We start from the raw sequence: 20,492 nt of genomic DNA, 5'->3' as shown, positions 1-20,492 counted from the left end.
CAGGCTGCTCCCTCCCCTCCGTGACCAGGCGTTTCTAGCGTTCTCCGTAGCACTACGGCACACAGGGCTACGGCTACGGAGGGACACGCATGCTCGGGCTCGACCGGGTCAGCAGGGAGTACCGGAGGGGCGTACGCGCGCTGGATGACGTGAGCCTCCATCTTCCGCCGGGGCGGTTCCTCGCCGTCATGGGCCGCTCCGGGTCCGGCAAGTCGACGATGCTGGCCTGCGCAGCCGGACTGGACAGGCCCACCAGCGGGACCGTCCGTGTCGGCGGCACCGACCTGTCGGGGCTGAAGCCCGAGGCCCTCACACGGCTGCGCCGGGACCGCGTCGGCTTCGTCTCCCAGGACCTCAATCTGCTGCCCGCGCTGACCGTGCTGGAGAATGTCGCGCTCCCGCTCCTCCTCGCGGGAGCCGCCCCGGGAGCCGCCCCGGGAGGCGCTCCCGAGGAGCGCGCGCGGCGCGCGCTCGCCGCCGTCGGGCTGCCGGACCGCGCGGACGACAGGCCCGCGCGCCTCTCCGGCGGCCAGCGGCAGCGGGTCGCCGTCGCGCGCGCCCTCGTGACGGGCGCCGGGCTGCTCCTCGCCGACGAGCCGACCGGCGCCCTCGACCCCGTCACCGCGCACGAGGTCCTCGCCCTGCTGCGGCACACGGCCGACACCGAGGGGCACGCCGTGCTCATGGTCACCCACGACCCCGCCGCCGCCCGCTGGGCCGATCAGACCGTCTTCCTCACCGACGGCCGCCTGACGGGGTGCCTGGAGCGGCCCGGCGAGGCCGAGATCCGACGCGAGCTGGGCCGGGAGCGGACCCCGGCACCGGTCCGGGAGCGGGGGCCGGTCCTGTGAGCGCCGTCCGGCTGCTCGCGGCGCGCTCCGCGCGCGCCCACCGCCGCGCCTGGCGCGCCGTCTTCGCCGCCCTCGCGCTCACCTCCGTCCTGCTGGGCGCGTTCGCGCTCGCCGTCGGCTCCACGGCGCTCGGCCATCCGCGCGTCGAGCGGTACGCGGCGGCGCCCCTCGTCGTCGCGGGCGACCAGAACACCCGCTACACCGCGAAGCCCTGGGGCAGCGACCCCGAGACCGTACGCGCCGCGCTGACCGGACCCGTCCGCGTGCCCGCCCGCGCCCTCGACGTGGTCCGTACGGTTCCGGGCGTACGGGAGGCCGTGCCCGACCGTGTGTTCCAGGCGTCCACGGGACGGGCCTCGCGCCCGGTGCCGGGCCGCTCCTGGCGTGCCGCGGCGCTCGCGCCGTACGCCCTGCGCGAGGGGCGCGCGCCCCGTGCCGCGCACGAGGCCGTCGCGGGCGGCGACCTGGGCGTACGCCCCGGACAGCGGATCGGCGGGCACCGGATCGTGGGCGTCGCCGAGGGGCCGCGCGCGCTGTACGTCACCGAGCGCGAGGCCCGGGCCCGTACCGGGCACGGCGGCGCGCTCGACGCGATCGGCGTGTTCCCCGCACGCGGTACGGACGCGGGGGAGCTGCGTGCCCGCGTGCGGCGCGCGCTCGACAAGGCAGGGCTGCGCGACACCGGCGCCGCCCGGCGGGCGGAGGGCGACTCGGGGGCACTGCGCGTCCTGAGCGGCGACGCGCGTGGCGCGGCCGAGCACGTCCACGCGGCGCCCGTACGCTCGGGCCTCCTCGAACTGGAGGGCGCGATGGCGGGAACGCTCGTCCTCGTCGCCCTGCTCGTCGTCTCCTCGCTCATCGCGCAGGCCCTCCACCAGCGCATGGGCGAACTCGTGCTGCTCCGCACGGTCGGCGCCACGCCCCGGCAGTTCCGCGCGGCCGTCGTCCGCGAGGTGCTGCGCGTCGCGGCGCCCGCCGCGCTCTGCGGCGCCGTGGGCTCGGTGCCCGCCTTCCTCGCCCTGTGGTGGTGGCTGCCGCGCCGCGGCGCCGTGCCCGACGGGCTCGAACTCCCCACCCCCGGCTGGCTGTTCACCCTGCCCCTGGCCACCGCCGCGCTCACCGTGGGGGCCGCCGCGCTCGCCGCGCTGCTGGCCTCCCTCCGTACGGCGAAGGCGCGTCCGGCACGGGCCGAGCAGCCGCCCGGCAAGGGGCGCAGGACCACGGGGCTGGTGCTGCTCGTCCTGGGCACGGGCTCGGCCGGCACGGCGGCCACGCAGCGCGGCGAGGCCGCCGCCGCGGCGGCGAGCGGGGCCGCCGTCACGCTCGTCATCGGCTGCGCGCTGCTCGGGCCCTGGATCGCGCGGGGCGCGATGCGGCTGCTGGACCGGCCGCTGCGGCGCGCGGGCGGGCCCGGCGGCTGGCTCGCCGCCGCGCACTGCGCCGCGTACTCCCGCCGCCTCGGCGCCGCGATCACGCCCGTCGTGCTGGTGACCGCGTTCGTGCTGGTGCAGCTCTCCGCCGCCGCGACCCTGCGCGCGCAGGGCGGCGCCCAGGCGGGGGAGGCGCTGCGCGCCGATGTCGCGGTGACCGCGCCCGGTGCCCTGCCGGAGCGCGCGCTCGACCGGCTGCGCGCACGGACGCCGGGCGTCGCCGCAGCGACCGCCGTCCTGCCCGGCACGGTGGTCCTCGCGCGCAAGGAGGCCGGCGAACCCCGCCTCGAACGGCTGCCCGTGCGCGGCGTCACGCCCCGCGGCCTGAGCCGCACCCTCGACCCCGACGTCACCGAGGGCAGGCTGTCCGGGCTCCGGACCGGCACGGTCGCCGTCGGCGCGGACCGCGCCCGCGCGCTCGGACTGAGCCCGGGCTCGACCGTACGGCTGCGCTTCGGCGACGGCGTCGAGCGGAAGCTGCGCGTCACCGCCGTCTACGAACGCTCCCTCGCGCTCGGCGACTTCCTGCTCTCCCGTGCCGAACTCGCCCGCCACAGCCGGGAGCCCGCCACCACCCGCCTCCTGGTCGCCACCGACAGCGCCCGTGCGGCCCCCGCGCTCAGCCGCGCGCTCCCCGGCGCGCGCGTGGACCGCTCGCCCTCTCTGGAGCCCCCGCGCGCCGAGGACGAGGCGGCGGGGGAGGCGCTCAGCGCCGTCGCCGTGGCCGCCATCGGCGCGTTCGCCGCGCTCGCCGTGCTCAGCACGCTGAGCCTCGTCACGGCGGGCCGTCGCGGCGAGTTCGCCCTGCTGCGGCGCGTGGGCGCGGGGCGCGGTCAGACCCGGTGGATGCTCCGCTGGGAGGCGGCCGTGGTGGCGGGCTCCGGGCTGGTGCTCGGCGCGCTGGCAGCGGCCCTCCCGCTGACGGCGTTCAGCTTCGCCATGGCCCGCGCCCTGCCGTACGTACCGCCCGCGCTCGCGGTGACCGTCGCCGTGACGGTCGCGGCGACGGTCTGGGCGGGCACGGCACTCCCGGCCCGGTGGGCGCTGGGCGCGAGGGGAGCTTCGGCGCTCAGGAGTTGAGGTACGCGAGGACGGCGAGCACCCTGCGGTGTCCGCTGTCGCTCGGCGGCAGGCCGAGCTTCGCGAAGACGTTCCCGATGTGCTTGTGCACCGAACGCTCCGTGATCACCAGGGTGGTGGCGATGGTCGCGTTGTCGCGGCCCTCGGCCATCAGCTTCAGCACCTCGCTCTCGCGCGGCGTCAGCGTGTCCAGGGGCCCGCCGCCGCGCCCCTTCGACATCAGCTCGGTGACCACCTCCGGGTCCAGCGCCGTGCCGCCCGCCGCCACCCGTTCCAGCGCCGCGAGGAACTCGTCGACCCTGCCCACCCGGTCCTTCAGCAGATAGCCCACCCCGTGCGCGCCACCGCCGAGCAGCTCCGCCGCGTACGTCTCCTCGACGTACTGCGAGAGCACCAGCACCGGCAGGCCCGGGCGCTTCTCGCGGGCGGCGAGCGCGGCGCGCAGGCCCTCGTCGCGCAGGCCGGGCGGGAGCCGGACGTCGAGGACGGCGACGTCCGGCTCCCGCTCCAGCAGCAGCGGCAGCACCTCGGGCCCGGAGGAGGCGACGCCCGTCACCTCGTGGCCCGCCGAGGTCAGGAGCAGCACGAGGCCCTCCCGCAGCAGGGCGTTGTCCTCGGCGATCACCACGCGCACGGCAGTTCCACTTCCATCACGGTCGGCCCCCCGTCGGGGCTGGTCAGCACGACCGTACCGTCCAGCGCGGCGACCCGGCGGCGTACTCCCAGCAGGCCCGAGCCCCGGCCCTCGTCGGCGCCGCCCCGCCCCTCGTCGCGGACGCGGACGCGCAACAGGCGCGGGGTGTGCGAGAGTTCGACGGCGGCGTGCCCGGCGCCGCTGTGCTTCGCCGCGTTCGACAGCGCCTCGGCGACCACGAAATAGGCCGCCGCCTCCACCGCCGCAGGGGCCCGCGCCCCGTCGTCCTCGGGCCCGTCGGCCAGCCCCTCCGCGGTCACGCCGACCTCCAGCCCGCTGCTCGCGGCCAACGCCCGTACGGCGCCCACGAGTCCCCGGTCGGTCAGCACCGGCGGATGGATGCCGCGGACCACGTGCCGCAGGTCGGCGAGCGCCTCCTCGGCCTGGTCCTGCGCGTCGTCGAGCATCTTCCGCGCGCTCTCCGGGTCGCTGTCGTACGCCCGCCGGGCCAGGCCGATCCGCATCGACAGGGCGACGAGGTGCGCCTGCGTACCGTCGTGCAGGTCGCGTTCGATGCGGCGCAGCTCGGCGCCGTGCGCCGCGACCGCGCCGGCCCGCGTCGCGGCCAGCTCCTCCACACGCTCGGTCAGCGCCCGGTCGGCGGGGGAGGGGGACAGCAGCGCCCGCGACAGCCCGGCCTCCAGCGACGCGAGGCCCGGGACGAGCGGCAGCAGCACCGGGCGCCGCCGCGCCAGCCCGCACCACACCCCGTCCACGAGCAGCGCGACGGGGAAGAGCGCCATCGCCGCGTAGAACAACACGAGCCCGTAGACCGTCTGCGACACGAGCCATGCCAGTTCGCGCCGGGTGCAGGGGTCGGTCACCGCGTTCCGTACGCGGACGACGAGCGTGCCCTCGTCCAGCGGGACGCGGCTGCCGGGCACGGCCCGGCCGGACCAGGCCGCCGTACGGCGCCGCTCGGCGTCGGCCACGCGCCGGACGGTGCGTACCGCCTCCGGCAGCATCCCCGCGCCGATCACCAGCAGGCTCGCGGTGAGCGCGACGAGCACCAGGGCCACGGCGAGATACCCGACAAGGCTCAGCCCCGCCCCGACCAGGAGATGGACCAGCGCACGGTCTGCGTTACGGAGCGCCTGACGCATGGTGATCAGTCTAGGGTTCGACCGCGCGGCGGTCGGTGGAGCCAGCTCCACCTTCGTCCGGGTGCCCGCACCGTGCCCCGCGCGCGACGGGACCGGCAGGCTGGACCCGTTCGCAGCCGGGGCCGCCGTCCGGAGCCCCGCCCTTACCGACTTACCGACGACGGAGGAAGTCCCGTGCGTTCCCTGCTCTGGCTGGTCCTGTCCCTCGCCGTGATCGGCAACGTGTTCGTCGGCGTCGCGGTCTCCGACGGCCCGACGCAGGTCGTGCTCAGCTCCGTCTCGGGCCTGTGCGTACTCGGCTGCGGGATCGGCCTGTACGCGACGCGCGACAGGAGCGGCGGCTCGGACTACGGGGCGGGCTGAGGGCGCTACGGAGCGAGGTGCTGGTGGGACGGGGTCCGATAGCTCATCCGGTGCGCCGTCGCGAACCCGGCGAGCATGCCCGCGCCGGTGGTGACCTCGGTGAAGCTCAGCGCGTTGCCGACGCAGGACACCGCGGCGAGCGCGGCCAGCGCCGCGCCCGCCGTCAGCACCACCGCCGTCGGCCGCGGCGAGCGCCACAGCGCGAGCAGCAGCCAGCCGAACGCCGCGCCCAGCAGCGCGACTCCGGGCACCCCCTGCTCGGCGCCCATCTGAAGGGGCGCCGAGTGCGGCTTGCCGTCCGTGTCGGCCTGCTGCCCCGCCGTCTCGCTGGTCTCGCCGAAGCTGTCGGGCCCCGAGCCCAGCAGCGGATGGTCGCGGACGGTGCTGAGGGCGTCCTCCCACAACTCGACCCGGTGCTCGGTGAGCTGCCCCTCCAGGGAGGACGACAGCCCCGCCGGAAGCGCGCGTTCCGCCACCGCCCAGGTCGTCCCGGTGGCCAGCGCGACCGCCAGCAGCAGCCCGGCGAAGGCCGGTCCCCGGCGGCGGATCCGCCCGGCGGCCAGCGCGCACAGCAGTACGCCCATCGCCGCCGTGAATCCGATCAGCGACTCCCACGCCAGCCCCACGCTCGCGATCAGCGCGCCGAGCAGCAGCAGGAGAACGCGCCGTAGCCCGCCCCTCGGGGCCGCCCACGCGGCGCAGCACGCGGCGCCCACCGAGAGCACGAGCAGCGCGGCCGTCGCTCCCGCGCGCCCCGGCGGCATGGTGGAGGCCGTGCCGGGAACGGCGTCGGGCGAGGCCAGCGTGAGGGTGAGGCCCACCAGGGACGTCAACGCGGGCGCGCCGACCGGGAGCAGCGAACCCAGGATCCGCCCGCAGGCGTAGCCCGCGCCGACCGCCAGCACGGCGAGCAGCACTCCCTCCGGGCGCGCGTCGCGGCCCGTTGCCGAGAGCAGCGCCCACCCCGCGCAGCAGCCCAGGACGAGGACGCCCGCGACGTCGGGGACCGTGCTGTCCCGCTCCCGCGGTCCCCGCGCGGGGGGCGAGCCGGGCGAGCCGAGCGCCGGTGACGCCATTCCCGTACGACCCCCCGAAGGCACGGCGGACGGCCCCGCATCACCACGCTGTGACACGAGCCGCGACTTAGGGTGCCACCGTAGCCCCTGTTTTGACGCTGCGTAGAGGGATGGCCAGGAATCGTGAGCCGGGTGGTCCGGGCGCCGGACCACGTAGGGTCGCCGTATGGCAACACCCGACTTCATCCGTGACCTGCGTGTCAGCGCCGGTCATCAGCTCCTCTTCCTCCCCGGCGTCAGCGCCGTCGTCTTCGACGACACGGGACGGGTCCTGCTCGGCAGACGGGCGGACACGGGCAACTGGTCCATCATCGGCGGCATTCCCGAGCCCGGCGAGCAGCCCGCAGACTGCGCGGTGCGCGAGGTATGGGAGGAGACCGGCGTCCGCTGCGTCCCGGACCGGGTGGTCCTGGTCCAGGCCCTGGAGAAGCCGGTCACCTACCCGAACGGCGACATCTGCCAGTACATGGACGTCACCCTGCGCTGCACCGCGACCGGCGAGGCGGCGGGGGCGGCCCGCGTGAACGACGACGAGTCACTGGAGGTCGCCTGGTTCGGCACGGACGAACTCCCCCCGCTCAGGGAGTTCGCCCTCTTCCGCATCAAGCAGGCCTCCGCGGAGGGCCCGGCCTGGTTCGAACCGGCCACGGCCTCGCCCTAGCACCGCCTTCCGTCGGGCGGCACGGTGCCGGGGCGGGGCAGGCCGGGCTACACCTTCCGGTAGCCGTACGCCTCCTCGGCCGCCGCCGCGACAGCGGGCAGGTCGGCGCCGCCCGCGGCCGTGACCACCGCCGCGACGGCGCCCTCGACCAGCGGCGCGTCGACCAGCCGGGTGGGCTCGGGGAGTTCGTCGCCCTCGGCCAGCAGCGCCTTCGCCGTCAGCACCGCGCTGCCGAGGTCGACGAGGAGGGCGACACCCGCCCCGTCGTCCACCCGGGCCGCGGCCTCGGTGATCAGTTCGGAGCTGGTGCCGAGGCCGCCGTCCGGCAGTCCTCCCGCGCCCGTGACCGGCGCGTCCGGCACACCCGCGAGCGACGCCGCGAGCCGCGCCACCGAGTCCGCGACCTCGGCGCTGTGCGAGACCAGCACGATTCCGACCCGCCCCATGTCACTCACCCCCGCCGTGCGCGAGCGCCGCGACCAGTAGGGCAGCCGATGTCGCGCCGGGGTCCTGGTGGCCGATGCTCCGGTCGCCCAGATAGCTGGCCCGGCCCTTCCGCGCCAGCAGCGGAACGGTCGCCTCCGCGCCCTCCGAGGCGGCCGCCGACGCGGCGTCCAGGCCCTTGGGCATCGCGTCGACCGCGGGCACCAGCGCGTCCAGCATCGTCTTGTCGCCCGGCGCGGCACCGCCGAGCTGCGTCACCGCGTCGACGCCCGCACGCAGCGCTTCCGCCAGCTCCGGCACGCCCACCGACGGCGCGTCACCGAGCGCCTTGCCCGTACGCCGCAGCAGCGTCCCGTAGAGCGGGCCCGAGGCGCCGCCCACCGTCGAGACCAGCTTCTTGCCCGCGAGCATCAGCACAGCGCCGGGCGTCTCCGGCTCCTCGTCCGCGAGCGCGGTGCGCACCGCGTCGAAGCCGCGCCGCATGTTGGTGCCGTGGTCGGCGTCGCCGATGGCCGAGTCCAGGTCGGTCAGCCGGTCCGCCTCCCGGTCCATGGCGTCGGCCGCCGCCCGCATCCAGCGTGTGAAGAACCCGGCGTCCAGCGATTCCCCGCTCACCTCGGCCCCTTCCTGCTCGTCGTCCTGCCGCTGTCCCGTTCCCGCTCCTGTTGCTGTTCCCGCTCGCGACCGGCCCGGCTCACAGGCCCCACCGCAGCCCCGGCGTCCGTACGGGCGCGTCCCAAAGCCGCAGGATCTCCTCGTCGGCCCGGCACAGCGTCACCGAGGCACCGGCCATGTCGAGCGAGGTCACGTAGTTCCCGACGAGCGTACGGGCGACGGACACCCGGCGCTCGCCGAGCACGCGGTGCACCTCGGCGGCGAACCCGTACAGCTCGATCAGCGGCGTGGCACCCATCCCGTTCACCAGCGCGAGGACCGGTGCGTCGGGGCGCAGGTCCTCCAACACCGCGTCCACTGCGAAGTCCGCGATCTCCCCGGACGTCATCATCGGCCGCCGCTCCCGCCCCGGCTCGCCGTGGATCCCGATGCCCAACTCCAGTTCACTGGCCGGAAGGTCGAACGTCGGGCTGCCCTTCGCGGGCGTCGTGCACGCGCTCAGCGCCACGCCGAAGCTCCGCGAGGACTCGCACACCTGCCGCGCCACGGCCTCCACCCGCTCCAGCGGCGCGCCCTCCTCCGCGAGCGCGCCCGCGACCTTCTCGACGAACAGGGTGGCGCCCGTGCCGCGCCGCCCCGCCGTGAACGTGCTGTCCGTGACCGCCACGTCGTCCTGCACCAGCACCTTGGCGACCCGCATGCCCTCGTCCTCGGCGAGCTCGGCGGCCATGTCGAAGTTGAGGACGTCACCCGTGTAGTTCTTGACGATGAACAGCACGCCCTCGCCGCTGTCCACGGCCGCCGCGGCGCGCACCATCTGGTCCGGCACGGGCGACGTGAAGATCTCCCCGGGGCACGCCGCGTCGAGCATCCCCCGCCCCACGAAGCCCCCGTGCAGCGGCTCGTGCCCCGAACCGCCGCCCGACACCAGCGCGACCTTCCCCGAAACGGGCGCGTCCTTCCGCACCACGACCCGGTTCTCCACGTCGACGGCCAGCTCCGGATGCGCGACGGCCATCCCCCGCAGCGCATCGGGGACGACGGACTCGGGCACGTTGATCAGCATCTTCATGTGTACCTCCGACGGTGGCTGCTTGCACGTGCGGGTCATGAATGAGAGGCGGCGTCGCGATTGTGCCTCACACGGAGGCGGACGGCAGTGGCTACACGACACGACCTGCCATCCACCGCGACGGCGCAGGCGGAGACCAAGACGCTGGACACAGGGCAGGCGCGCCGGGCGCTGCTCGGTGCGGCGGGGCACCACGCTGACAACGCCGGATTCGGGCTCGACCCGACAATCTGATGCGCCGTCACCCTTCCTCGGTGAGCTGCAACACGTGCCCGTCCACGGGGTGTCAGGCCATGGCGAGCCGGTCCACGAGCATCTGCACCCTGCGCTCGGTGTGCTCCGGGGGCAGTCGTCCTTCCCGGGTCAGGGTCGCGAGACCGTGCAGGGATGCCCAGAACGTCTCGGTGAACAGGCCTGGGTCGACGCCGTCCCCGGCGACCTCGCCGAGGGTCTCGAGGAGTGCGGCGAAGGCGTCCTTGAGGGGTGCCGGGGTGTCCTCCCGGGCGTATGCGAGGCCGCCGTCGAGCTGGAACAGGGCGTCGTAGACCGCCGGGTTACGTGCGGCGAAGTCGAGGTAGGCACGGGCCAGGGCGGCGACCCGCTCGCGTGGGCCGTCCGCGGCGGCGGTAGCGGCCCGCATCGCCACGGCCATCTCGGAAGCGCCCTGCAGTGCGACGGCGCCGATGATCTCGCGTTTGCCGCGGAAGTGGCTGTAGAGGACCGGCTGGCTGTATTCGATGCGCTCGGCGAGCCGGCGGGTGGTGACCGCGTCCCAGCCCTGCTGCTCGGCGAGTTCGCGGGCCGTGGCCACGATGAGGCGCTCGCGCTCCGCCCGTTCGCGCTGCTTGCGTTCCTGTACAGACATGATCCGACCCTAGCACCGCTAGACAATGGAGCGGCAGTAGAGCTAGCGTCGACTCACCGGCTAGCAATGCTAGATTCAGAAGGGGTCATCATGCTCAACGCACTCCAGGTCGTCACCACCGTGGTTGTCGGCGTGATGGTGGGGGTGGAGTTCGCCGTCCCCTTCTTCGTCAACCCGACCCTCAACTCGCTCCCCGACGACAGCAATCAACTCGGCCGCGCCCACGGAGGCCGGAGGGGCGGCGCCGTGATGCCGTTCTGGTACATCACCTCGCTCGTCCTCGTCGCGATCTGGGCCATCGCCGGCTGGCACCGCCCCGGCAGCGGCCTCGTCGTCATCGCCGGCGCGCTGCTGGTCCTCAGCGTGATCATGTCGGTCCTGCTGCTCGTCCCGATCAACAACCGGGTCAAGACGTGGACCCCCGAGAACCGGCCCGCCGACTGGAAGCAGCAGATAAGCCGCTGGGACCGCTTCCACTACGTCCGCGTCGCCGTCATCGTCGCCGCCTTCACCTTGCTGGTCGCCGCCCTCGCCTGACCCCCTGACCGGGCACGGCTCGTTCTGCGGGCTCCGGATCGGCCGCGCGGAGGGGGTCGGCGACCGTGCCCGGCATGTCGACGACGGCGGTACGCCGGAACGGTCAAGACGCCAGCGTCTCGTAGATGCCGTGGCCCGAGGCCAGAAGCGGGGGCGAGGTGCCGTCGGGGGGTGCGGGGAAGTCGGCCACGGCGAGGTCGATCTGCTCTTCGCAGCCCTCCCGCGCGCACTCGCAGGAGAAGGGCAGCACGACATCCGATGTGTCCCCGAGCGCACGCGCCCACGACCGGGTGAGAAAGGTCTGGTACTGGACGACGAAGGCACGGTTGGCGTAGCGGAGAAGCTGCCGCCGTTCCGACTGGCTTGTCGCCACCGGCCCATGAGCGAGCACGTCGGCGAAGTGTCCTTCGACCTCCGAGACGACGTGCTCCAGACCGCACGAACCGTCGACCACCACGACCCGCCCTCCGGATTGCCTCACCTCCGCCACGATCACCTCGCCCAGGCCAGCCGGTCCTTCATGGGCGCTGACCAGCGGTCCGGGACCGGCATCTCCTCGTACCGGATCGCAGCCGGATGCCCCGCGGCAATCGCCCGGTCGTGGTGCTCCCAGGTGTGAGCGTCGGCGCAGCGCAGCAGCGTTCCGGTGGCACGCGCCAGCCCCAGCGTGCGGGCCTGGGCGGCGCCGCCCCAGCGGCCGGCACCCTTGGAGATCCACGGTGCGTCCGGAACGGCTTCCAGCGGTGTACGCGTCCGCCCGTCCTCTTGCACCACCCACTCAAGCTGCCAGTGCGCGGGCAGCCTCTGCCCGCGCAGGCAATCGTGCAGTTCGCGTATACAGGCGTAGCCGCCCTCGTGCACGGGCGTCAGAACGGTGATCGTCGGCATCGGACATTCCCACGCGGACAAGAGGTGACTGGTTCAACGGGCAACGGAATACCGAGACGGACGCCGACGGGCGCGAGGCCGCCCCCAACCAGGCTTGATGTCCGCTGCATGTCACCTCCCCGGATCAGTGCGCGGACGCGTTACGGGCGCAGCGCCTGCGACAGCGCGTCCACGGTCACGCCCACGATGGTCCGGAGCTGTGCCGGGCTCGCCCCGGCCCTGCTCATGACGGCGAGCGACTGGTTCACGGCCACCGTGTGTTCGGCGAAGGCCTCGGCGTGCTGGTCGGTCAGCCGGCCGCCCGCCTTCAGCGCGGTGCGCAGGCGCTGGCGCTGGAGGCCGAGCGCCTTCCTGGTGTGCTCGGCGACGCCCGGGCTCAGCACGGGGATCGCCATGGCCGACTGGGCGATCAGGCACCCATCGGGCACCTCGGGGTCGGCGATGCGCTCAAGGGTGACGTCGAAGAACGCGCGCAGGGCGGCAACGGGCTCCGCGGCCGCGCATGCCAGGGCGGCGTCGTACTTCTCGCCGTAGCGCGCGGCGTAGCGCTCCAGGCAGCGCAGGAAGAGCGTGTCCTTGCCGCCGAGGGAGGAGTAGATGGAGCTGCGGTTCAGGCCGGTCGCCCGGGACAGATCGTCCAGCGAGGTGTCGGCGTAGCCCTCGCGCCAGAACTGGGTCATCGCGGCGTCGAGTGCCGCGTCCATGTCGAACTGCTTCTTGCCTGCCACGGTGCTTCCTTGCCGGTGCGTCGACGGTCCGGACTGTGCCGCGCGCCATTCTATCTTGGACTGATTGGTTCAAGATGTGTAGCCTTCCGGTACACCGCCCCCCGGCATCGATGGAGGATCCCCGTGACCAGCCCGGCAACCAGCGCTCCGCATGTCTCCGAAAGCAACCCCGTCCGCGATCTGCCCCTGCGGCATCTGGCCGGATTCACCCACCGCTGGGCCGACGCGGACGGTCTCCGCCTGCACGCCGTCGAAGGCGGACGGCCGGGCGCCCCGGCCGTCGTCCTGCTCGCCGGATTCCCGCAGACCTGGTGGGCCTGGCGGAAGGTGATGCCCGCCCTCGCCGACCGGTTCCACGTCCTCGCGATCGACCTGCCGGGCCAGGGCCACTCCGAGCGTCCGGAGGGCGGCTACGACACGCACACGGTCGCCGCGCACGTCCACGCCGCCGTGCGGGAACTCGGCGTGTCGAGGTACACCCTGGCCGCCCACGACATCGGCGCCTGGGTCGCCTTCTCCCTCGCCCTCGGCTTCGGGAGCCACCTGCGCGGGGTCGCTCTGCTCGACGCCGGAATACCCGGGATCACGCTCCCGGAGGCGATTCCCACCGACCCGGAACGCGCGTGGAAGACCTGGCATTTCGCGTTCCACACCGTGCCCGGCCTGCCCGAGACGCTGCTCGCCGGCCGCGAACGCGAGTACGTCGGCTGGTTCCTGAAGGCGAAGGCCCTGTCTCCCGACACGTTCGACGACGCCGAGACCGAGCACTACGCGGCGGCCATCGCCGCCGACGGCGGCCTGCGCGCCTCCCTCGCGTACTACCGGGACGCCGCGGAGTCGGCGCGCAAGAACCGCGAGGCCCTCGACCGGCAGCACCTGACCGTGCCGGTCCTCGGCGTCTCCAGCAGCCACGGCTCCATCCCGGACATGGCCGCCTCCCTCAGCCCATGGGCCGACAACACCACCCGGACCGTCGTGCCCGACGCCGGACACTTCATCCCCGAGGAGCAGCCCGAGGCCGTCGCCGCCGCGCTGGCGGACTTCATCGCCACCGACGACTGACACCCGGGCGGCGACGGCCCGGCCGCCTCGCGGTGACCAGTGCCGCCGGTCCGCGTTTCCGGCGGTCGCGTCGTCGCGTCGTCGCGTCCCCCCTCGTCGTGCCGTCTCGGCCGTCCTGCGCGGTGCGGCGGCGTTCCAGCAGTATCGGGAAGGTGCCCACGGCGTCCGGGGCCGTGGAGAGTTCGGCGATGACCTTCGCGTCGTCCAGGGGGCCGCGCAGGAACTCCTCCAGGCGGTGCATGCGGTAGCGGACCGTGTTCTGGTGGCAGTACAGGGCCCGCCCCGCCTCGGCCGCCGAGCCGTGCGCTTCGAGCCAGGCCCGGGCCGTCGCGAGCAGGGTGGTGCGGTCGTCCTCGGGGAGCGAGAGCACGCCGCCGAGGATGCGGTGCACGGCGCGCTGGGTGGTCTCCAGTTGTTCATCACCAGTTCCGTCAGCGGTGAGTCGTCGAGCTGGCGTACCGCGGCGGTGTCCGGCGGCAGCGACTCCGCCGCCACCTGCGCGTACCGCAGCGCGCGGCCGGTCTGGTCGAGCCGGTCGTAGCGCGGGCTCATTCCCACGCGGCTCGTGGCGACGGCGCGTACGGCGTCCAGGATCCCCTCCACCGGCTGCCGTGGCGGGCAGGAGAGCACTCCCGTCTCGGAGCTGCGTTGGGCCCGGGGACGTCGCCGCCCACTCCGGATGACGTCATCGCCGCCGCCTTCGAGGAGTTCGCGGTCCTCATCGACGAGGACGAGGCCCGCACGGCCCTGCACGAGGCCGAACCCGCCCCGCCGAACGGATGACGACGAGGCGGGCGCTGGGTGCGGGGCGTGCGGCGCGGGGCTCTGCGGCGAGGTCGGCGTCGTCTCACCATCGGTCGACCACGCGCACGCGCGGCGAACGCAGAGGGTGCGGCTCGGTGGGGAGGGTGTCGCGTGCGCGGTTTCTGATGGCGATCAGCGCGTCTTCCCAGTGGGCCTCGCGCAGTTCGGCGTCCGTCATGCTCAGGCCGTCGGGGTGCTGTCCGATGGCGGCGAGGTGTCCGAGGTGGCCCCAGGGCAGCCGTTCGACCCGCCAGCCCGGCCAGGCCGCGCCCACCCGCGCGACGAGCCCCGGTGAGGCGGTCTCGGCGGTCCAGTAGCGCAGGCGACGGGTGCGCAGATCGATGACCGCGCCGTCGGTCACGGCGTCCTCGGCGGCCAGGGGGAAGGGCGCCCCGGCGGTCAGGGTGCGAAGGAGGGATTCCCCGTGGTGTGCCAGCAGCGGGACGACCGGGTCGGTCAGTTGCCAGTGGGTGAGGGCCGCGTCGGCGGTGATGAGGCTGACGAGGGAGGTCGCGTCGGCGAAGGCGTCGGCGATCAGTTCGTCGTGGCGGACCGTGATCCGGCGGTCGTCGGGGGCCCAGTCGACGAACCAGTAGTCGCGTGAGGCCGGGTTCACCTCCACGGCCTGGGCTCGCGCCGGTTCGGGCGGGAGTCCGGGGAAGAGCAGGCGGCGCAGTTCCTCGTCTCCGCCCCAGGCGTAGGCGACGTCCCAGTCCTCCCAGCCCGGCGTCGCAGCCAGGTGCAGGGCCATGCTTTCGCGGTGGCTCGCGCCCGCGCGGGGTACGTCCGACGCGCAGCCGTAGAACCGGTACCGGCGCGTCACCAGGTCCAGGGCGATGCCCTGACAGGAGCGTGCCGTGTGCGGGGCTCCGCCGACGGGCCTGCCGTCGGACAGGACTCTCGCCATGAGGCCGGCACGGTCTTCGGCCCCCGCGAGGTGCCATCGGCCGTACTTCTCGTCCGACTCCCATGCGGAGCCGTCGTCGAGGCGGACGAGATAGCTGGTCCAACATCCCATCCGCGAACCGTACTCACCGACGGTTCCGGCCCAGGTGCCACCCGGGCGGACCGGCCGACTCCCCGCGGAAGGCCGGACCGTCCCTCGGGCGGCACCGTCCGGCCGCCGCTGAACCGCTAGTCGGTGTAGTTCTGGCCGGGCGGGTTGCCGGGAATCGGCCGGGCGACGAGGGCGATCGGGATGAAGAAGCAGATCTGGCTGATCGCCAGGATGAGCGTCCAGAGCGCCTGGTCGTCGTAGTGCGCGGCGACCCGGGCGTACAGCTCGTCCGGAACGCGGTCCCCGTGCGGGTCCGGGGTGAGGACGGCCTCCACCAGCTCCAGCGCGAGGCGTTCGGCCTCGGTGAAGAAGGGCGCGTCCCGCCAGGAGGACACGGCGGTGATGCGGTCCTCGGTCTCCCCCGCCTCGCGGAGGGCACGGGACCGCCCGATGGTGTGGTACGAGCTGGCGACCATCTGTCCGGCGCGGAGCTGCACCAGGCCGATGGTGGCCGACGGCACCGTGCCGTTCTGGGTCGCCTTGATCATGGACCCTATGACCGTCGCCATCTCCGGGAAGAGCTCGACGGGGTCGGGCAGCCGCGACCGGAGGCGGACCCCGTCCGTGTCGGCGGCAACGCCGGCGTCGGCGGTGTCCGCGGTCTCGGCGGCGGCGGACGTGTTCGTGGGAGTGGACATTGTGAGGCTTCCCTTCTCGGCCCGCCCCGCCGGAGCGGAGAGGCCAGGCGTGTCGTGCCGGTGTCTCAGTGACCCGACGGCACAGCCACGGGAAGTGTGAGGCGGGGGAGCGGGGCAGGCGAGGTTTACGAGCCCTGCGCGGCCTGCGCGGCCTGCCGGTACGGGCGGAAGAACTCCCGCAGCTCCTCCGCGTACAGCTCCGGCTCCTCGAACGCCGCGAAGTGCCCGCCGCGCGGGGGCTCGGTCACCCGTACCGCATTCGTCGTGCGCTCCAGCCACGCGCGCGGTGGGCGGACGACGTCGCCCGCGAAGAGGGAGAACCCGGACGGCACCTCCACCCGGCGGGCGTGCTGGGCGAGGGGGATCGCGGCGTTCGCGCGGTACATGCGCATCGACGAGGCGATGGTGCCGGTCAGCCAGTACAGGGTGATGTTCGTGAGGATCTCGTCCTTGGTGAAGCTCCGCTCGATGTCGCCCCCGCAGTCGCTCCACGAGCGCAGCTTCTCGACGATCCACGCGGCGAGCCCGGCGGGGGAGTCGGTGAGCCCGAAGGCGGCGGTCTGGGGCTTCGTACTCTGGATCGCGGCGTACGCGCCCTCGGCCCCGCTCCACGCCGCCACCTCCTCGAACCAGGCGCGCTCCTCGGGCGTGAGGTCCGCCGGGTCACCCGAGAAGCGGGGCAGGCCCCCGTCCGTACGGTGGACGGCCACGACCCGGTCGGGGTGGTCGAGCGCGAGGAATCGGCTCACGTGGCTGCCGATGTCGCCGCCCGCCGCGCCGAACCGCTCGTACCCGAGGACGCTCATCAGTTCGGCCCACAGCCCGGCGACGGCCATGGAGTCCAGGGGCGTGGCCGGGCGGTCCGAGTAGCCGAAGCCCGGGACGTCCGGCACGATCACGTCGAACGCGTCGGCGGGATCGGCGCCGTGCGCGCCGGGGTCCGTCAGGAGCGGGACGACCTTCGAGTAGCGCCAGAACGAGTCCGGCCAGCCGTGGGTGAGGATCAGCGGCAGCGCGGGCCGCCCCTCCGGCGCGACCGCCCGGGCGTGCACGAAGTGGACCCCGAGCCCCGACCCGCCGAGCCCCGTCCCGCCGAGCCCCGTCCCGCCGGACCGCGTCCCGCCGAGCCGCGCCCGGAACCGGGGGAGTTCGGCGAGCGCGGCCTCCCGCGCGGGCCAGTCGAAGCCGTCCGCCCAGTACGCGACGAGTTCGCGGAGTGCGTCGAGGTCGGTCCCCAGTGCCCAGCCGGCGTCCTCGGGCGCGTCCGGCCAGCGTGTCGCGCGCAGCCGCGCGCGGAGGTCCTCCAGCGCGGCGGGGTCGGTCTTCGGAGCGAACGGTTCGGGACGGGGCGCGGCATCGTCAGACATGCGCCGCATCCTACGTTCGCCCCGTGCGCCTGTTCCCGTCACGCGCGCCCGTACGCCCAGCTCAGGCGTATGCCCTCCTCGAAGACGCGGGTGTCCTCCGCGGGGGCCGGAGGCGGAGGCCCTCATGTCACCCGGTTGCCCCGATTTGTGTCCGAAACGTCCAGGTGCGGCGACGATGGCCGCACAGACCTCCCTCATCCGAGGACGTGACATGGTTCAGGGCTTCTCCAGGGAACCGGGCACTCAAGGGCCGCTGACAGAGGTGCCGCCCGAGGGGCTGCGGAAGATCTCCCTGTGGGCGGGCCTGATCGCCGTGGGCGGATTCCTGTTCGGCTTCGACACGGGCGTCGTCTCCGGCGCGCTCCTCTACGTCAAGCAGGATTTCGATCTGAACGCCTTCGAGCAGGGCAGCGTGGTCAGCGTGCTGCTCATCGGCGCGGTCGTCGGCGCCACCTCCGCGGGCCGCCTGACGGACCGGACGGGGCGCCGACGGGCCCTCTGCCTGGTCGGGCTGGTCTTCCTCGTGGGGACCGCAGTCGTCACGTTCGCGAACGGCTACGTGGTGCTGATGATCGGCCGCGTGGTGCTCGGCCTGGCCGTCGGGACGGCCTCGGCGACCGTCCCCGTGTATCTCTCGGAGATCTCCCCGACGCGGATCCGCGGGCGGCTGCTCACCCTCAACCAGATGATGATCACCGTCGGCATCCTCGTCGCGTACCTCGTCAACCTCGCCTTCGCGGGCAGCGAGATGTGGCGGGCCATGTTCGCCGTCGGCGCGATTCCCGCACTGGTCCTGGTGGCCGCCACGCTGTGGGTGCTGCCCGAGTCCCCGCAGTGGCTGATCGCCCATGGCCACGTCGACGCGGCACGCCGGGACATCGCCGCCGTCACCAACGAGGCCACCGCGGACGCGCTGATCGCACGGGCCCGGCGCCGGATCGAGGGCCAGCGGGACAAGGACGCGGAGGCCGGGGCCCCGGAGGGGAAGCCAGAGGGTGAGCCGGAGAAGAAGGGGGCCCGGCGGATGCTGGCCCCCGACGTACGGCCCGCGCTGGTCGTGGGCCTGGTGCTGGCCGCCGTGCAGCAGTTCGGCGGCATCAACACGATCATCTACTACGCGCCGACCATCATCCAGCAGACCGGTCTCAACGCCTCGAACTCCATCTTCTACTCCGTCGCGATCGGCGTGATCAACCTCGTCATGACGCTGGTCGCGATCCGGCTCGTGGACCGCGCGGGCCGCCGCCCGATGGTCCTCGTCTCGCTGGCCCTGATGGCCGTCTCGATCTTCATGCTGGGGCTGGCGTTCGTCGTCGGCATGAATTCGGTGCTCACGCTGCTGTTCATGGTGATCTACATCGCCTCGTTCGCGGGCGGCCTCGGACCGGTGTTCTGGACGCTGATCGGCGAGATCTTCCCGCCGTCCGTGCGCGCCGAGGGGTCGAGCCTGTCCACGGCCGTCAACTGGGTGTCCAACTTCGCCGTGAGCCTCGCCTTCCTGCCGCTGGCCCGTCTCATCGGCCAGGGCGAGACGTTCTGGATCTTCTCCGGGATCTGCCTCCTCGCGTTCTTCTTCGTCAGCCGCTACGTCCCCGAGACCCGCGGCCGCGACCCCGAACAGATCGAGGAGGCCCTCCAGGCCCGCTTCGGGCAGCGGACCGCGCCGGAGCACGGGCGCCCGGCCGCCACCACGGACGGGAGCGCGCGGTGAACGGCACCTCCGACACGCCCCTCGACCTCGGCGACCTCGAACGCGCCGACGCCCTGGTCCTCTTCGGCATCTCCGGCGACCTCGCCAGGAAGATGCTGCTGCCCGCGCTCTACCGGCTCACCGAGTCGGGGAAGCTGACCGTCCCCGTCATCGGTGTCGCCGCCACCGACTGGGACGACGACGCGCTGCGCCGCCACGCCCGCGAGGCGGTGACCGACGCGGGCACGGACATCGACGAGGCGGTCTTCTCCCGGCTCGCCGCGAAACTGTCCCTCGTCGCCGGGGACTTCACCGACGACGCGACGTTCGCCCGGCTCCGCGACGCCGTCGCCCACCTCGGGTTCCTCACGCACTACCTGGCGATCCCGCCGTCCCTGTTCACCACCGTCGCCGCCGCGCTGGCCCGCGCCGGGCTCAACCGGGACGCCCGGCTGGTGGTCGAGAAGCCGTTCGGCCACGACCCCGCCTCCGCGCGCGAGCTGCAGAAGGCGCTGAGCGCCTCCTTCGACGAGAGGCATCTGCTGCGCGTCGACCACTTCCTCGGCTCCGAGGCCGTCGAGGGCCTCATGGTGGCCCGCTTCGCCAACACCCTGCTCGCCCCCATCTGGCACCGCAGCTACGTCGACAACGTGCAGATCTCCCTCACCGAGGACTTCGACGTCGCCGACCGCGGCTCGTTCTACGACACCGTCGGCTGCGTGCGCGACGTCGTCCAGAACCACCTCCTCCAGGTCCTCGCCTACCTGGCCATGGACCCGCCGAGCGTCACCAACGCCCGCGCCCAGGCCCTGGAGAAGTGGCGCGTGCTGCACGCGACCCGCACCATCGACCCCGCCGACACCGTGCGCGGACAGTACGAGGGCTACCGGGACGTCGCCGGGGTCGCGCCGGACTCCACCACCGAGACCTACTTCGCCACCCGCCTCTACGTCGACAACTGGCGCTGGTCCGGCGTCCCCTTCCACCTCCGCAGCGGCAAGGCCCTCGCCGTCTCCGCCACCGAGGTCGTCGTGGAGCTGCGCAAGCCCCCTCTGGAGCTGTTCGGCGACGTGGAGACGGAGACCCCGCCCAACCTCATCCGCTTCCGCATCGACGGCGACACCGGGATCAGGGCCGACCTCACGCTGCGCAAGCCCGACCGGGGCACCGCCCCCGTTCCCGTCCCCATCGGCGTCGACTTCGCCCGCGTACTGGGCCGCCAGGAACTCCCGTACGAGAACATCCTCGAAGGCGCCGTCGAGGGCGACCCCGCGTACTTCGCCTTCTACCCGACGGTCCTGGAGTGCTGGCGCGTCGTCGAGCCCGTACTGGACCCGGGCGGGACGCCTCTCCCGTACGCGCGCGGCTCCTGGGGTCCCGAGGCGGCCGACCGGCTGCCCGGCCTCCGCGCCTGGCACCAGCCGGGCCGCCGCCTCTTCGGCGACGACGGCTGAACGGACGCCGAAT

General features: G+C 73.9%; 24 protein-coding genes. 10 read left to right on the top strand and 14 right to left on the bottom strand.

The window, feature by feature from the left end:
* Positions 1 to 89 precede the first annotated feature (89 nt).
* Both ABD343_RS05370 and ABD343_RS05365 read left to right on the top strand, forming a co-directional pair.
* Positions 90 to 851 carry an ABC transporter ATP-binding protein gene (locus ABD343_RS05370; protein ID WP_344524578.1) on the top strand — a complete coding sequence of 254 codons (762 nt, stop codon included), beginning with the start codon at positions 90 to 92 and terminating at the stop codon, positions 849 to 851.
* A complete protein-coding gene (locus ABD343_RS05365; RefSeq protein ID WP_344524576.1) occupies positions 848 to 3,361 on the top strand; it encodes an FtsX-like permease family protein in 2,514 nt (837 codons plus the stop codon). The genes ABD343_RS05370 and ABD343_RS05365 overlap by 4 nt, the downstream gene beginning before the upstream one ends.
* On the opposite strand, the gene ABD343_RS05360 is transcribed toward ABD343_RS05365, so the two are convergent.
* Positions 3,351 to 3,995 carry a LuxR C-terminal-related transcriptional regulator gene (locus ABD343_RS05360; protein WP_344524574.1) on the bottom strand — a complete coding sequence of 215 codons (645 nt, stop codon included), beginning with the start codon at positions 3,993 to 3,995 and terminating at the stop codon, positions 3,351 to 3,353. The genes ABD343_RS05365 and ABD343_RS05360 overlap by 11 nt on opposite strands.
* The gene (locus ABD343_RS05355) at positions 3,983 to 5,158 is read right to left on the bottom strand and encodes a sensor histidine kinase (protein WP_344524573.1); all 1,176 of its coding nucleotides are present in this window, start codon (positions 5,156 to 5,158) and stop codon (positions 3,983 to 3,985) included. Before ABD343_RS05355 ends, ABD343_RS05360 begins: the two co-directional genes overlap by 13 nt.
* A gap of 174 nt (positions 5,159 to 5,332) precedes the next feature.
* On the opposite strand from ABD343_RS05355, the gene ABD343_RS05350 reads away from it, so the two are divergent.
* Complete coding sequence (locus tag ABD343_RS05350) at positions 5,333 to 5,521, top strand: hypothetical protein (RefSeq protein WP_344524571.1); 189 nt, start codon at positions 5,333 to 5,335, stop codon at positions 5,519 to 5,521.
* A 5-nt stretch (positions 5,522 to 5,526) separates the two neighbouring features.
* Here the strand turns inward: ABD343_RS05350 and ABD343_RS05345 are convergent, their stop codons facing one another.
* Complete coding sequence (locus tag ABD343_RS05345; RefSeq protein WP_344524569.1) at positions 5,527 to 6,597, bottom strand: O-antigen ligase family protein; 1,071 nt, start codon at positions 6,595 to 6,597, stop codon at positions 5,527 to 5,529.
* 166 nt (positions 6,598 to 6,763) lie between these two features.
* Between ABD343_RS05345 and ABD343_RS05340 the strand changes: the two genes are divergently transcribed.
* Positions 6,764 to 7,258 carry an NUDIX hydrolase gene (locus ABD343_RS05340; protein WP_344524567.1) on the top strand — a complete coding sequence of 165 codons (495 nt, stop codon included), beginning with the start codon at positions 6,764 to 6,766 and terminating at the stop codon, positions 7,256 to 7,258.
* Between the two features lie 47 nt (positions 7,259 to 7,305).
* Here ABD343_RS05340 and dhaM read toward each other — a convergent pair whose 3' ends face one another.
* The 3 genes from dhaM to dhaK all read right to left on the bottom strand — a co-directional run bounded on the left by dhaM (position 7,306) and on the right by dhaK (position 9,389).
* Positions 7,306 to 7,704, bottom strand: a complete 399-nt coding sequence (gene dhaM, locus ABD343_RS05335; RefSeq protein WP_344524565.1) for a dihydroxyacetone kinase phosphoryl donor subunit DhaM — start codon at positions 7,702 to 7,704, stop codon at positions 7,306 to 7,308.
* A gap of 1 nt (position 7,705) precedes the next feature.
* Positions 7,706 to 8,275 carry a dihydroxyacetone kinase subunit DhaL gene (dhaL, locus tag ABD343_RS05330; RefSeq protein ID WP_344525552.1) on the bottom strand — a complete coding sequence of 190 codons (570 nt, stop codon included), beginning with the start codon at positions 8,273 to 8,275 and terminating at the stop codon, positions 7,706 to 7,708.
* Positions 8,276 to 8,396: 121 nt separating this feature from the next.
* Entirely contained in the window at positions 8,397 to 9,389 is a 993-nt protein-coding gene (gene dhaK, locus ABD343_RS05325) for a dihydroxyacetone kinase subunit DhaK (RefSeq protein ID WP_344524563.1), read from the bottom strand.
* Between the two features lie 87 nt (positions 9,390 to 9,476).
* Here dhaK and ABD343_RS05320 point away from each other — a divergent pair, with 87 nt between their 5' ends.
* On the top strand, positions 9,477 to 9,623 hold the full coding sequence (locus ABD343_RS05320; protein ID WP_344524561.1) for a hypothetical protein: 147 nt from the start codon (positions 9,477 to 9,479) through the stop codon (positions 9,621 to 9,623).
* Between the two features lie 52 nt (positions 9,624 to 9,675).
* Here ABD343_RS05320 and ABD343_RS05315 read toward each other — a convergent pair whose 3' ends face one another.
* Positions 9,676 to 10,254 carry a TetR/AcrR family transcriptional regulator gene (locus tag ABD343_RS05315; protein WP_344524559.1) on the bottom strand — a complete coding sequence of 193 codons (579 nt, stop codon included), beginning with the start codon at positions 10,252 to 10,254 and terminating at the stop codon, positions 9,676 to 9,678.
* A gap of 90 nt (positions 10,255 to 10,344) precedes the next feature.
* Between ABD343_RS05315 and ABD343_RS05310 the strand changes: the two genes are divergently transcribed.
* Positions 10,345 to 10,791 (top strand): anthrone oxygenase family protein, encoded by a 447-nt coding sequence (locus ABD343_RS05310; RefSeq protein WP_344524557.1) that lies wholly within the window; start codon positions 10,345 to 10,347, stop codon positions 10,789 to 10,791.
* Between the two features lie 103 nt (positions 10,792 to 10,894).
* Here ABD343_RS05310 and ABD343_RS05305 read toward each other — a convergent pair whose 3' ends face one another.
* From ABD343_RS05305 to ABD343_RS05295, 3 genes are all read right to left on the bottom strand, one after another.
* Positions 10,895 to 11,272: a hypothetical protein gene (locus ABD343_RS05305; RefSeq protein ID WP_344524555.1), complete on the bottom strand. Its 378-nt coding sequence runs from the start codon at positions 11,270 to 11,272 to the stop codon at positions 10,895 to 10,897.
* Positions 11,273 to 11,283: 11 nt separating this feature from the next.
* A complete protein-coding gene (locus ABD343_RS05300; RefSeq protein WP_344524553.1) occupies positions 11,284 to 11,679 on the bottom strand; it encodes a hypothetical protein in 396 nt (131 codons plus the stop codon).
* Positions 11,680 to 11,819: 140 nt separating this feature from the next.
* Positions 11,820 to 12,407, bottom strand: coding sequence for a TetR/AcrR family transcriptional regulator (locus ABD343_RS05295; protein WP_344524551.1), 588 nt, complete (start codon positions 12,405 to 12,407; stop codon positions 11,820 to 11,822).
* Positions 12,408 to 12,530: 123 nt separating this feature from the next.
* Here ABD343_RS05295 and ABD343_RS05290 point away from each other — a divergent pair, with 123 nt between their 5' ends.
* Positions 12,531 to 13,469 carry an alpha/beta fold hydrolase gene (locus tag ABD343_RS05290; RefSeq protein ID WP_344524549.1) on the top strand — a complete coding sequence of 313 codons (939 nt, stop codon included), beginning with the start codon at positions 12,531 to 12,533 and terminating at the stop codon, positions 13,467 to 13,469.
* On the opposite strand, the gene ABD343_RS05285 is transcribed toward ABD343_RS05290, so the two are convergent.
* On the bottom strand, positions 13,450 to 13,860 hold the full coding sequence (locus ABD343_RS05285) for a helix-turn-helix domain-containing protein (RefSeq protein ID WP_344524547.1): 411 nt from the start codon (positions 13,858 to 13,860) through the stop codon (positions 13,450 to 13,452). The two genes, ABD343_RS05290 and ABD343_RS05285, sit on opposite strands and share 20 nt — an antisense overlap.
* A gap of 257 nt (positions 13,861 to 14,117) precedes the next feature.
* Between ABD343_RS05285 and ABD343_RS05280 the strand changes: the two genes are divergently transcribed.
* Positions 14,118 to 14,252, top strand: coding sequence for a hypothetical protein (locus ABD343_RS05280; protein WP_344524545.1), 135 nt, complete (start codon positions 14,118 to 14,120; stop codon positions 14,250 to 14,252).
* 64 nt (positions 14,253 to 14,316) lie between these two features.
* On the opposite strand, the gene ABD343_RS05275 is transcribed toward ABD343_RS05280, so the two are convergent.
* From ABD343_RS05275 to ABD343_RS05265, 3 genes are all read right to left on the bottom strand, one after another.
* Positions 14,317 to 15,291 carry a hypothetical protein gene (locus tag ABD343_RS05275; RefSeq protein WP_344524544.1) on the bottom strand — a complete coding sequence of 325 codons (975 nt, stop codon included), beginning with the start codon at positions 15,289 to 15,291 and terminating at the stop codon, positions 14,317 to 14,319.
* 116 nt (positions 15,292 to 15,407) lie between these two features.
* Positions 15,408 to 15,968 (bottom strand): carboxymuconolactone decarboxylase family protein, encoded by a 561-nt coding sequence (locus tag ABD343_RS05270; RefSeq protein WP_425578101.1) that lies wholly within the window; start codon positions 15,966 to 15,968, stop codon positions 15,408 to 15,410.
* A 125-nt stretch (positions 15,969 to 16,093) separates the two neighbouring features.
* Positions 16,094 to 17,335, bottom strand: coding sequence for an epoxide hydrolase family protein (locus tag ABD343_RS05265; RefSeq protein WP_344524542.1), 1,242 nt, complete (start codon positions 17,333 to 17,335; stop codon positions 16,094 to 16,096).
* A 211-nt stretch (positions 17,336 to 17,546) separates the two neighbouring features.
* On the opposite strand from ABD343_RS05265, the gene ABD343_RS05260 reads away from it, so the two are divergent.
* Positions 17,547 to 19,046, top strand: coding sequence for a sugar porter family MFS transporter (locus ABD343_RS05260; RefSeq protein ID WP_344524540.1), 1,500 nt, complete (start codon positions 17,547 to 17,549; stop codon positions 19,044 to 19,046).
* Positions 19,043 to 20,479 carry a glucose-6-phosphate dehydrogenase gene (gene zwf, locus ABD343_RS05255; protein ID WP_344524538.1) on the top strand — a complete coding sequence of 479 codons (1,437 nt, stop codon included), beginning with the start codon at positions 19,043 to 19,045 and terminating at the stop codon, positions 20,477 to 20,479. Before ABD343_RS05260 ends, zwf begins: the two co-directional genes overlap by 4 nt.
* Positions 20,480 to 20,492: the final 13 nt, after the last annotated feature.

The organism is Streptomyces albiaxialis, from assembly GCF_039530985.1.
Taxonomy (GTDB): domain Bacteria; phylum Actinomycetota; class Actinomycetes; order Streptomycetales; family Streptomycetaceae; genus Streptomyces; species Streptomyces albiaxialis.
The sequence above is the reverse complement of the archived record's forward strand: the minus strand, read 5'-3'. Positions and strand labels throughout refer to the sequence as shown.